Origin of the sequence: Rhizobacter sp. (assembly GCF_031412495.1) — a bacterium.
Lineage (GTDB): Bacteria > Pseudomonadota > Gammaproteobacteria > Burkholderiales > Burkholderiaceae_C > Schlegelella_A.
In genome coordinates this window covers 1-11,323 of record NZ_JANODC010000077.1, presented here as the reverse complement: position 1 = coordinate 11,323, position 11,323 = coordinate 1, and the positions used below count along the sequence as shown (strand labels likewise).

General features: G+C 72.9%; 9 protein-coding genes and 1 pseudogene. 6 read left to right on the top strand and 4 right to left on the bottom strand.

What is annotated here, in order from left to right:
- Positions 1-52 precede the first annotated feature (52 nt).
- On the top strand, positions 53-1,339 hold the full coding sequence (locus AC30N0_RS02810) for an SDR family NAD(P)-dependent oxidoreductase (RefSeq protein WP_489516416.1): 1,287 nt from the start codon (positions 53-55) through the stop codon (positions 1,337-1,339).
- Between the two features lie 67 nt (positions 1,340-1,406).
- Positions 1,407-1,682, top strand: a pseudogene (locus tag AC30N0_RS02805) (aminotransferase class IV); the annotation flags it as partial.
- A 3-nt stretch (positions 1,683-1,685) separates the two neighbouring features.
- On the opposite strand, the gene AC30N0_RS02800 reads toward AC30N0_RS02805, so the two are convergent.
- Positions 1,686-2,609, bottom strand: coding sequence for a DMT family transporter (locus tag AC30N0_RS02800; RefSeq protein WP_489516415.1), 924 nt, complete (start codon positions 2,607-2,609; stop codon positions 1,686-1,688).
- Between the two features lie 109 nt (positions 2,610-2,718).
- Here AC30N0_RS02800 and AC30N0_RS02795 point away from each other — a divergent pair, with 109 nt between their 5' ends.
- Positions 2,719-3,768 (top strand): serine hydrolase domain-containing protein, encoded by a 1,050-nt coding sequence (locus AC30N0_RS02795; protein ID WP_489516414.1) that lies wholly within the window; start codon positions 2,719-2,721, stop codon positions 3,766-3,768.
- A gap of 84 nt (positions 3,769-3,852) precedes the next feature.
- Here the strand turns inward: AC30N0_RS02795 and AC30N0_RS02790 are convergent, their stop codons facing one another.
- Positions 3,853-5,706: a hypothetical protein gene (locus AC30N0_RS02790; protein WP_489516413.1), complete on the bottom strand. Its 1,854-nt coding sequence runs from the start codon at positions 5,704-5,706 to the stop codon at positions 3,853-3,855.
- Between the two features lie 156 nt (positions 5,707-5,862).
- Positions 5,863-7,044 carry an N-methyl-L-tryptophan oxidase gene (gene solA, locus AC30N0_RS02785; RefSeq protein WP_489516412.1) on the bottom strand — a complete coding sequence of 394 codons (1,182 nt, stop codon included), beginning with the start codon at positions 7,042-7,044 and terminating at the stop codon, positions 5,863-5,865.
- Between the two features lie 174 nt (positions 7,045-7,218).
- Between solA and AC30N0_RS02780 the strand changes: the two genes are divergently transcribed.
- A complete protein-coding gene (locus AC30N0_RS02780; protein WP_489516411.1) occupies positions 7,219-8,676 on the top strand; it encodes an NAD(P)-binding protein in 1,458 nt (485 codons plus the stop codon).
- On the opposite strand, the gene AC30N0_RS02775 is transcribed toward AC30N0_RS02780, so the two are convergent.
- A complete protein-coding gene (locus AC30N0_RS02775; RefSeq protein ID WP_489516410.1) occupies positions 8,673-9,626 on the bottom strand; it encodes a threonine/serine dehydratase in 954 nt (317 codons plus the stop codon). The genes AC30N0_RS02780 and AC30N0_RS02775 overlap by 4 nt on opposite strands.
- A gap of 34 nt (positions 9,627-9,660) precedes the next feature.
- On the opposite strand from AC30N0_RS02775, the gene argE reads away from it, so the two are divergent.
- On the top strand, positions 9,661-10,875 hold the full coding sequence (gene argE, locus AC30N0_RS02770; protein ID WP_489516409.1) for an acetylornithine deacetylase: 1,215 nt from the start codon (positions 9,661-9,663) through the stop codon (positions 10,873-10,875).
- A 153-nt stretch (positions 10,876-11,028) separates the two neighbouring features.
- Positions 11,029-11,323: family 1 glycosylhydrolase (locus AC30N0_RS02765; RefSeq protein WP_489516408.1), on the top strand; the 295-nt coding region annotated here is incomplete at its 3' end.

Here is an 11,323-nt window from a genome sequence, read left to right as displayed (position 1 = left end):
ACGACCGGTGTCTGTGCACGGGCGCGGTGATCCTGGGCCGGGGAGCGGGGCCATGACGATGCCGCTGATGAAGCCGCGCCGGAAGAACCCGGTGCTGCGGACGCGGCAGATGAATCTGCCGCCGTTCGCGCGCGGCCGCACGGCGCTGGGCATGACGGCGGCTGCGGCCGAGGGGCGCTTCGAGCTGCAGGTGTGCCAGCGCTGCCAGGGGGTGCAGTACCCGCCGCGCGACGCCTGCCACCGCTGCCTGTCGGCGAAGCTGAAGTGGACGGCGCAGGGCGGCGTGGGCGAGCTGCTGAGCGAGACCGTGCTCCACCACAGCAACGACCCGTTCTACCGCGAGCGGCTGCCGTGGCGTCTCGGCCTGGTGCGGCTCGACGCGGGACCGACGGTGATCGTGCACCTGCACGGCGACGTCGCTTCGCCGCCGCCGTTCGCGGCTCGCGCGGCGGCGCCGCCCGGACCCGTGCGCGTCCATGTCGGCGCCCGCCTCGACCGCGCCGGCGCCGCGGTACTGATCGGATTCCCGCCCGAGGAGAGCGAACACATGAGCGACGACAAGATGCTGCGCGAGATGGCCAGCGACCCCAAGTTCCGCAAGATCCTCGTCACCGACGGCAAGACCGAAGTCGGGCAGGCCCTCGTCCAGGCGCTCGTGGCGGCGGGCGCCGACATCGTCTGGGTCGGCCACGCCGAGCCCTGGAAAAAGCTGCCGGGCCTGGACGACATCACCGCCCTGCCGCAGGTCACGCTGGTGCCGCTCGACCTTACCAACGGCCGCTCGGTGGCCGAGCTCGCCGGCGAGATCGGCGGCAAGGTCGACATCGTCGTCAACAACGCCGAGGTGCACCGCGCCTTCGGCATCGCGGCGCGGCGCGGCACCGACGCGGCCCGGGCCGAGATGGACATCAACTACTTCGGCCTGCTGCGCTTGGCCCAGGAGTTCGGCCCGGCGCTGAAGGGCCGCTCCGCCGACGGCACCACGCACGCCGCCGCCTGGGTCAACCTGCTCTCGGTGTATGCGCTGTCGAACTACCCGCCGCACGGCACCTTCTCGGCGTCGAAGGCAGCGGCGTATTCGCTGGCCCAGTGCCTGCGCGCCGAGATGCGGCCGGCCGGCATCCGCGTGGTGAACGTCTTCCCCGGGCCGATCGACGACGAGTGGAACCAGAACCTGCCGCCGCCCAAGGTGACCCCGGCGGCGCTGGCGAGCGCCATCGTCAGGGCGCTGAAGCAGGGCATCGAGGACGTCTACCCGGGCGACGTCGCGCAGGAGTGGGTCGAGCGCTGGCGCGACAACCCGAAGGTGCTCGAGCGGGAGCTGGCGGCGGGCGGCTGAGCAACGCGATCGCTGCCCTCGGGTTCTCGATGGCGCCCGGGGGCAAGCGTCTAGCGTCAGGAAGGGCGAGCTGTGGACCTCGACCGGCGCCTATTCGTTCAAGGGCATCACGCAGAAGAACGTGATCGATGCCTGGACGGCGGCCGGCGGCGTCGCCCGCGAATGCGACTTCACGCTGGCCCAGGTGTACTCCGCCGACGAGGCCTTCGTGACCGGGACGCTCGGCGGCGTGACGCCGGTGACGAAGGTCGACGGCCGGCCGATCGGCGATGGGCAGCCGGGTCCGCAGACGCGGCGCGCCGGCGAGCTGTACGTCCAGGCCGTGACCGGCACGGCCGCCTGAGGTCTACGACTCGGCCGGCTCGATGGGCACGTGCCGCTCGCGCACCGTGAGCCAGGCCCCGGCGGCGCCGCAGACGGCGATCAGCGCCATGCCGAGCAGCGACGCCCGGTCGGGCACCTGCGAGAAGACGAGCCAGCCGCCGAGCATGGCGAAGCCGATCTGCGCGTAGAGGTAGGGGGTGAGCGTCGATGCCGGCGTGCGCTGGTAGGCGAGGATCAGGAAGAAGTGCCCGACCGTGCCCATGAAGCCCATCAGGCAGAGCAGGGCCCAGTCCTCCCAGCGCGGCAGCGAGGTCCAGACGAAGGGCAGCGGAACCGAGGCGATGAGGGCGCCGACCCAGCCGGTGTAGAAGTGCATGGTCAGGGGCTTCTCGGTCCGCGCCAGGCGGCTGGTGAGAACCTGGAACCAGGCGTTCGTGAAGACCAGCGTGAGCGGCAGCAGGATCGCCCAGCTGAAGGCCATGCCCCCCGGCCGCAGGATGATCACGGTGCCGGCGAAGCCGCCCGCGACCAGGGCCCAGCGCAAGGGCGACACCTCTTCCTTCAGCGTCGTGGCGGCGAGCAGGGTGACGACCAGCGGCGCGATCAGCACCACCGAGGTGAACTCGGCCAGCGGCATGTAGCGAAGGCTCAGGAAGGCGAGCGTGCTCGACACCAGCAGCAGGGTGCCGCGCAGCAGCTGGTAGCGTGGGTGCTCGGTGCGCAGCAGCGCCGTGCCATGGCGCGGCAGCAGCACCAGCGTCGTCGCCACCGCCTGGAAGGCGTAGCGGAACCACAGGCCCATCAGGATCGGCACGGTGGCGGTCGACAGCTTGGTGGCGGTGTCGAGCGTCGCGAAGCAGGCGACGGCCAGGAGGACGAGGCCGATTCCGGCCAGGATCCGTTCCGACTCCCGGTCGCGGGTGTGCCGGGCGGGCTTCGTGCCCACGCCCTGGTTCGAACCGCCTACTCCTGAAGGCTCCAGCCGAGATCTCCCAAAAGGCCGGGCGCGACGCCCCGCCCGAGTGTGCCGGAGCGCGCCCGCGAGAATCGTGCCCATGACCCGACGCCGCACCTTCCTCCTCGCCGGCGCGGCGCTCGCCGCCGACGCAATCGCTGCCGCCGGTGCCGACTGGGGCAGCGCCGGGCCCGAGAGCCAGGGCATGCAGGCGGCGGCCGTCGCCGAGACCCTGCAGGCGGGAGAGGCGGTGCCGGCCCTGCGCGCCGTGCTCGCGGCCCGCAACGGCGTCCTCGTCGCCGAGCGCTACTACGCCGGCGCCGGCGCCGACGACCTGCAGGCCATCAACTCGGCGACCAAGAGCGTGTGCTCGATTCTGGTCGGCATCGCGTTGCGCGACGGTGCCATCAGGAGCCTCGACGAGACGGTCGCACAGCTGATCCCCGACGAGCTGGCGGAAGTGCCGGGCTCGCCGGCGGCGCCGGTCACGCTGCGCCAGATCCTGGCCGGGCGCACCGGCCTGGCCTACGACTTCACGCGCTTTCGCGAGCTGGCCGGCAGGCGCGGGCTGGTGCGCCACGTGCTCGAGCAGCCGCCCGTGGCGGTGCCGCCGCCGGGCTGGTCTTACAACGACGCGATGGTGGCGCTGCTCGCGCCGATCCTGACCCGCGCCTCGCGCGGCGCCAGCCTGTCGCTACTGGCCGAGCGCCAGCTGTTCGCGCCTCTCGGCATCGCCTCCTTCCGATGGCAGCGCGATGCTGACGGCCAGCCGCTCGCGCCTGGCGGCCTGGCGCTGCGCCCGCGCGACCTGCTCAAGCTGGCGGCCCTCATGAACGATGGCGGGCGCTGGCGCGGCGCGCAGGTGCTGCCCGAAGCCTGGGTCGCGGAGAGCCTGGCGAGCCGAGGCCCGGCGACGTGGCGGCCCGGGGCGGTCGCCGATGTCGGCTACGGCTTCCTGTGGTTCACCGGCCGCCTGCACGGGCAGCGCGTCGCCTGGGCCTGGGGCTACGGCGGCCAGTTCGCGCTGCTCGCGCCCGACCTGAAGCTCGTCGTCTCAACCGCCGCGACCTCGCCGCCTCCAGCGGCGCTGCTGGCCCAGACGGATGCGGTCTGGACGCTCGTCGGCAGGCTGGTGCAGGCCGCCGCCTGACGCAGAGGCAGCAGCCACCCGTTCCCGCCCCAGCTCCGGCATGCATGGGCCCTCTGCCCATGCGGCACGCGCCCGACGCGCTGATCAGAGCCGTGCGATGTCGGGCCCGGCGGCCGGGCCGAACCAGGTGCGCGCATAGGCCCGCCTGGCCGCCGCCTCGCCGCTGCGGTCACCCTTCTGACGGTAGACCTCGGCCAGGCCGGCGATGGCCCAGCCGTTGTTCCGGACTCGTGCGAGCGAGTCGCGGAAGGCGCGCTCCGCGTCGTCGAGCCGGCCCTGGCGCAGGCGCACGCCGCCCAGCGACTGGCGCACCGGGTAGTACCAGTAGGGCGGCTCGGTGTAGCTGAGGCCGTCCTCGATGGCGATCGCTTCCTCGTAGGCACGCGCGGCGCCGTCGAGGTCGCCGGCGGCGTCGGCGACGCGGCCGGCGGCGACGAGCCGCGCCGTCTGCGTGATCGCCTTCGCCGGCACGCCCCAGGCGTCGTAGGGCTTGAAGTCCGCGTTCGCCTCGAGCCTGGCGATGGCGTCGACCTCGATGCCGGCCGCGGCCGCGTTCTTCTTGCGCGCTTGCGCCACGGCGCGTGCGTAGTGGTACATCGCGCGCGCCAGCACCAGCCCCTCGTCGGGCGCGGCGAGCGCGAGGACGGCGTCCGGCTCGGCGAACTGCAGCTGCGTCGTGTAGGGCGCCGCCTTCACCGGCTCCATGATCTGGAACTGCTTCGCGAGCTCGGCGGGCACGGCGGCATCGAGCTTCTTCGCCGCCTCGATGGCCGTGGCCCCGTCGCCGCCCATCTGCGCCGACACCATCACGAAGTGGATGTTGTGCGGGTAGTAGGCGCCCTTGTAAAGGGGGTCGGACGGCGATATGGCGAAGTACTTCTCGTCGATGGCCACGGCGCGCTTGTTGGTCTCGAGCGAGCGCCGGTACTGGCCGACACGGTAGTAGATGTGCGCCGGCATGTGCACGATGTGCCCGGCACCGGGCATCATCGCGCCGAGACGCTCGGCGTGCGGCAGCGCCCGCTCCGGTGTCGTCGACGCCTCGACCGCGTGGATGTAGAGGTGGATCGCGCCCGGATGCGACGGGGTCCGCTTGAGCACGGTTTCGAGGTTGGCGACGATCTCGGCGCCGCGACCCTTCGGCTTGGCGCCGCCCGGCTCCCAGTAGTCCCATGGCTGCGTATCCATCGCGCTCTCGACGTACAGCGTGCGGATGGTGTCGTCGTTCGGGAAGCGCTTCGCGACCTGCTGCATCGCATCGGCGTAAGCGGCGTCGAGCGGTGGCCGCTCGGCCTTGGCGTCGGCCACGTAGCGCTTCTCCAGCGCCTCGATGAGGGCGCGCTCGCGCGCGCTCGCCCGGTCCTTCAGCGCCACGGCCCTGGCGAGCGCGGCGACAGCCGGCGCGTTCGCCTCCGGCATCATGGGCGCGTTGATGTTCGGGCCGAGGACCCGGGCCTCGCCCCAGAAACACGCCGCGCACTGGGGGTCGATCTTCTGCGCTGCCTGGAAGGCACGCTGCGCCTCGGCGTGGTTGAACGCGAACGCGAGGCGCAGGCCCTGGTCGAAGTAGGCCTGGGCGCGCGGCTGACGCGTCGTGATGCGGAAGGACAGCGTGCCGAGGTCGCGGTAGATCGGCACGTCACCCCCCGCGGCCTGCATCGGCTGCGGCTGGAACGGCGCGGTCTCGGACTTGCGTGGCGTCGTCGCGGCGAGCAGCCATGGCTGCGACAGCATCGGCTTGGCGACGCCGATCGGGCCGCAGCCAGGGCCAGCGCCGCCGTCGAGGAGCGGGTCGAAGCTGGGATCGGCGCGGCTCGATGCGGCCATGCCGCCGATGCCTTCGCGATCGGCGAGCGACAGCGCGGCGAGCAGCAGGCCGGCGGCGGAAAGGGCCAGCGCGAGACGGCGCAGGGGACGCTGCGAGGAGTTCGTGGTCATACGTTCTTTCCTCCTGGAGCGGAAGCGACGGCCTGGATGTCCGGGGGTCGCTGCCGGCGGGACGGCGGGCCGCCGCGTAGTCCCGGAAGCGTTCGCGCAAATGGCTCGTCGGACGCACCTCGATCCTGACACTCGCGAGGTGGGGTCGCAAGGGGATCAGACCACTGCTTGCCCGGCGCTCCAAGGGGCGAGAGAAACCTTCGGCGTCGCGCCCGTCACCTCTGCAGCGAGCGCCTCGCCGAGCGCCGCCGAGTGCTTGAAGCCGTGCCCCGAGCACGCCGAGACGACGGTGATCGCCGCCGACTTCGGGTGCGGCCGGATCGTGAACGCGGCGTCGACGGTCGTCGTGTACAGGCAGGTCGCGCTGCGCACCGCCTCGGCGGCGAGGCCGCGCAGTCGGCCTTCGACGTGGGTGGCGAAGGTGGCTCGCGTCTCTTCCGGCGTCACACGCCGCTCGACCGCATCGGGATCGGTCTCGATCGCGTACTGCTCTGCGCCGACCTTGACGCCGTCGATGCCGTCGATCATCGGAAAGCCGTACAGCGCGTCCTCGGCCCCGGGCCCGTGCATCCAGATGAAGACCGGGCACGCGTCGGGCCGGTAGAGCTGCGGCGCGGTCGTCGGAAACCAGTGCAGCACCTGGCGCTGCACGCGCACGGTGCCGGCGGGCAGGCTGCCGTCGAGCCCAGGCGTCCAGGCCCCGGCCGCGACGACCACGCGGGCGGCGCCGACGCTGCCCTGGTCGGTAATCACGTCGACGCTCCCCTCGCCGTGCGCGACGAAGCGCAGCACCTTCTCCTGCAGGCGCAGCGTCGCGCCGTGCCGGCGTGCCTGCGCGAGCTGCGCCGCGACCGCCTTCTCCGGGAACAGCACGCCGGCGCTCGGCTCGAGGTAGCCGAACTCGTGGTCGGCGACCAGGAAGGCGGGGAAGCGCTCGCGGATCCCCGCCGCGTCGAGCAGCTCGTGGGCGATGCCGCAGCGCTGCGCGATCGCGACCGTGCGCGCGAAGAAGCCGCCGCTGCCGTGGAAAGCCGTGGCATCGGCTGCATCCGACGAGACGATGAGCCCGCCGGTGGGCTGGTAGATCGACTCGCCGCTCTGCGCCTCGAGCTCGCGCCACAGCTCGTGCGAGCGCATGGCGAGCGGGACGTAGGCCTGGCCCTCGCCGACCGCGAGCCGGGTGACGCGGCTCAGGCCGTGGCTCGAGCCGTGTTCGTGCGGCGGCACGAAGCGGTCGATGCCGACCACCCGGGCGCCGCTGCGCGCCAGGTGATGGCAGACGGCGCTGCCGACCGCGCCGAGGCCGACGACGACGACGTCGGCGCGCGGCGCGCTCATGCGCGGTGCCGCATCGTCGCCGCCCACTCGCCGCCCTCGAAGCCGAGGTCGCCGAAGACCGTGCCGCGCAGGTGCACGGGTCGCGACACTGCGGACAAGGGGTCGTGGCTCATGGCGTGGGTCGGCGGGTTTGGAGCATCATGCCAGCCCGGCCGGCGGCGGAGGAAGAGCACGATGAGCGAACACACCCTGAAGGCCGACTACGTGATCGCAGGTGCCGGCGCGGTAGGGCTCGCCTTCGCCGATACGCTGCTGCGCGAGAGCGCAGCGACGATCCTGCTCGTCGATCGCCGGGCCCGGCCGGGCGGGCACTGGAACGACGCGTATCCGTTCGTGCGCCTGCACAGCCCGTCGGCGACCTACGGGGTCGAGTCGATGCCGCTCGGCACCGGCCGCATCGACGAGACCGGCCTCAACCGCGGCATGCACGAGCTCGCGAGCGGGGCCGAAATCTGCGCCTACTACGAGCGGGTGCTGCAGGAAGGCCTGCTGCCGAGCGGCCGCGTGACCTGGCTGTCGATGCACGAGGTCGATGCCGACGGCATCGCCACCTCGGTGCTCGACGGCAGCCGGCGCCGGCTCGTCGCCGGCCGGCGCTGGGTCGATGCGACGCAGGCCGACACGCAGGTGCCGGCGACGCATCCGCCGCGCTTCGCGATCGCCGACGGCGTCCGCTGCGTCACGCCCTCCGAGCTGACGCGCCTGGGCGAGCCGGCGCACGGTCACGTCATCGTGGGCGGGGGCAAGACGGCGATGGACACCGTGCTGTGGCTGCTCGAGCAGGGCGTCGACCCGGACGCGGTCACCTGGATCCGGCCGCGCGACTCGTGGCTGCTCAACCGCGCCCACGTGCAGCCGACGCTGCCCTTCGCCCACGGCGTCACCGCGGCCCTTGCTGCGGAGATGGAGGCGGCACGCGATGCCGTCTCGCTCGACGACCTCTTCGTGCGGCTCGAGGCCGCGCGGCTGCTGCAGCGCATCGATCCCGACGTTCAGCCCACGATGTACCACTGCGCCATCCTCAGCGAGGCGGAGCTCGACGAGCTGCGCCGGGTCCGCCAGGTCGTGCGCCTCGGCCATGTGCGCTCGATCGAGCGCGACCGCATCGTGCTCGACGGCGGCGAGGTGGCGACGTCGCCCGGTCATGTGCACGTGCACTGCAGCGCCGGCGGGCTGCCGCGCGGCCCCGCGCAGCCGATGTTCCAGGGGCCGCGCATCGTGCCGCAGTACGTGCGCCGCTGCTCGCCCACCTTCAGCGCGTCGTTCGTCGCCCATCTGGAGCTCGGACCGGGCAGCGACGACGAGAAGAACGCCTTGTGCGAGCCGGTGTCGGTGCCCGACGCGCCGCGCGACTGGCTGCGTATGTACCTGCAGACCGCCCGCAACCAGCAGCGCTGGTCGCAACGCAGGGACCTGCAGGACTGGCTGCGCCAGTCGCGCCTGGAAGCGTTCTCGCGCCTGTTCGAGCAGGCTTCGCGGCATGCCGACCCGGCCTGGACGGCCCAGCACGCGCGCCTGCGCGCGGCGCAGAAACCCGGGCTCGCCCGCATCGCCGAGCTGATGGCGGAGACGGAGCCGGGTGCCCTCGGCGCGCTGCGGCGCGAGCCCCTCGCCAGCGTCGACCGGCCCTAGGCGGCCAGCGACGCCAGGTCGACGTTGGCGCCGCAGATCACGAGCAGGACGCGCTCGTCCCGACCCGGCACGACCACGCCCGTCGCCAGCGCGGCGAGCGGCAGTGCCGCCGCCGGCTCGACGGCCAGGCGCAGGCTCTTCCACATCGTTTCCTGGGCGGCGTGGATGGCGGCGTCGGGCAGCAGCCGCGCCGAGTCGACGTAGCGCTGCGTCAGCGCCCAGGCGATGCTGCCGATGCGGCGCGCGCCGAGCGAGTCGGCGGCGATGCCGGACACGGCGACGTCGACCGGCCAGCCCGATTCGCGGGCCCGGTGCAGCGTCGGCGCGAGCTCGGGCTCGAGCGCGTCGATGCGGCTGCGGTCGCGGAACCACGCGGCGATGCCGGCAACGAGGCCGCCGCCGCCGACGCTGACGAGGCCGCGGTCGGGCACGCCGGCGTCGTCTTCCACCTCCGCGGCGAGGGTGCCGGCGCCGGCGACGACCTCGAGCTGGTCGTAGGCGTGCATCAACAGGGCGCCCGTCTCGGCCTGGCGCAGCAGGCTGGCGGCCAGGGCTTCGGCGTAGCCGGCGCCGCCGACGTTCAGCACCGCGCCGAGCTCGGCCAGCTTGTCGCGCTTGGCACGCGGCGCGGTCTCGGGCACGAACACCTCGCAGCGCACGCCCATCGCCTTCGCCGCCACGGCGACGGCGATGCCGGCGTTGCCGCCCGAGGCGATGACGACTCCGGCCTCGGGCACCGGGTTCGAGCGCATCCGGTTGAACATGCCGCGCGCCTTGAAGCTGCCGCCGACCTGCAGGTGCTCGAGCTTGAGCCAGAGCTCGGCGCAGCCGATGCCGAGGTCGCGGCCGGCGAGACGCAGCAGCGGCGTGCGGCGGACGTCGCCGGCGACGCGCGCGCGGGCGGCGGAAATGTCGTCGCGGGTGATCTCGATGCGAGGGGTATCGGCCATGGGGAGAGCGTAGCCCAACCGCTATATTGCGCCGATGGACATCCGAGCCACACCTTCTGCCCGGGCCCTCGAGCTGGCGCGCACGCTCGTGCGCATGAACACGGTCAGCCGCGAGTCGAACCTGGAACTGATCCACTTCGTCCGCGACGAGCTGGCCGGCCACGGCGTCGCGAGCCGCCTGACCTTCGACGACTCGGGGCGCAAGGCCAATCTTTTCGCCACGGTCGGCGACGGCAAGCCGGCCGGCGTGATCCTGTCGGGCCACACCGACACCGTGCCGTGGGACGGGCAGGACTGGTCGATGGACCCGTTGAGCGCCGAGGTGAAGGACGGCCGCCTCTACGGCCGCGGCAGCGCCGACATGAAGGGCTTCATCGGCCTGGCCGTCGCGCAGGTGCCGGCCTTCCACGCCGCCGACCTGCCCTTCTCCATCCACTTCGCGCTCAGCTACGACGAGGAGGTCGGCGGCTTCGGTGCGCAGCGCCTGATCGCCGACCTGCGCGCGCAGGGCGTGCTGCCGCTCGCCTGCATCGTCGGCGAGCCGACCGGGATGGTGCCGGCGCTGGCTCACAAGGGCGTGTACCGCTGGCGCTGCTGCGTCAAGGGCCGCGCCGCGCACTCGTCGCTGACGCCGCAGTCGGTCAATGCGATCGAGGTCGGGGCCCGCGTCGTCGGCAAGCTCACCGACATGGCCGAGCGCTGGCGCGACGGTGCGGCGCGCTACGAAGGCTTCGACGTGCCCTACAGCACCGGCTCGGTCGGCGTTATCGAAGGCGGCATCGCCGACAACGTCGTGCCGGAGGACTGTCGCTTCCACTACGAGTTCCGCAACCTGCCCGGCACCGACGCGCTCGAGATGCAGGGCGAGGTGCGCGCCTATGCCGAGTCGCTCGAGCCGGCGATGCGCGCGGTCGCGCCTGAGGCCGGCATCCGCTTCGAGACGATCTGCGCCATGCCGTCGTTCCTGGCCCGCGCCGACGACCCGGCGGTGCGGCTGGCGCGGCGCCTGGTCGATGCCGAGGCGACCACGCTGGTCGCCTTCGGCACCGAGGCCGGCCTGTTCCAGAAGGCCGGCATCCCCACCGTCGTGTGCGGCCCCGGGCACATCGCCCAGGCGCACCAGGCCGACGAGTACGTCGCGCTCGACCAGCTCGCCGCCGCCGAGCGCTTCCTGCAGGCGCTCGTCGCGACCCCCGCGGAAACACTGGTCGACCGGCGGGAACCGCCACCTGCGGTGGCGGGTCGCTAGGGCGATCGCTTCCGTCGCCCGTGACGGACGGCGCTTCCCGGCCGGGCGCGAGCCCGCCGTCGCCGCGACAGCGTCGGCCAGCGCCAAATAGTCACGTCCGGCCGGTTGTGCCCGCACCGTCGCAACGCTAGATTGCCGCGAACGCACGCTCCCATGAACCACCAATTCCCCAGCGCCTTCCTTTGGGGCGCGGCCACCTCGGCCTACCAGATCGAAGGCTCGCCCCTCGCCGACGGCGCCGGGCCCAGCATCTGGCACCGCTTCGTGCGAACGCCCGGCCTGGTCGCCAACGGTGACACCGGCGACGTCGCCTGCGACCACTACCGGCGCATGAAGGACGACGTGGCGATGATGAAGCGCCTCGGCCTCACGGCCTACCGCTTCAGCATCGCCTGGGGCCGCATCCTTCCCGAGGGCCGCGGCACGGTGAACGAGGCCGGCCTCGGCT

Excerpts from the sequence above, each read along its gene's own strand:
- argE (WP_489516409.1), top strand. The coding sequence starts at position 9,661 with ATGGACATCCGAGCCACACCTTCTGCCCGGGCCCTCGAGCTGGCGCGC.
- AC30N0_RS02795 (WP_489516414.1), top strand. The coding sequence starts at position 2,719 with ATGACCCGACGCCGCACCTTCCTCCTCGCCGGCGCGGCGCTCGCCGCC.
- AC30N0_RS02780 (WP_489516411.1), top strand. The coding sequence starts at position 7,219 with ATGAGCGAACACACCCTGAAGGCCGACTACGTGATCGCAGGTGCCGGC.
- AC30N0_RS02790 (WP_489516413.1), bottom strand. The coding sequence starts at position 5,706 with ATGACCACGAACTCCTCGCAGCGTCCCCTGCGCCGTCTCGCGCTGGCC.
- solA (WP_489516412.1), bottom strand. The coding sequence starts at position 7,044 with ATGAGCGCGCCGCGCGCCGACGTCGTCGTCGTCGGCCTCGGCGCGGTC.
- AC30N0_RS02775 (WP_489516410.1), bottom strand. The coding sequence starts at position 9,626 with ATGGCCGATACCCCTCGCATCGAGATCACCCGCGACGACATTTCCGCC.
- AC30N0_RS02810 (WP_489516416.1), top strand. The coding sequence starts at position 53 with ATGACGATGCCGCTGATGAAGCCGCGCCGGAAGAACCCGGTGCTGCGG.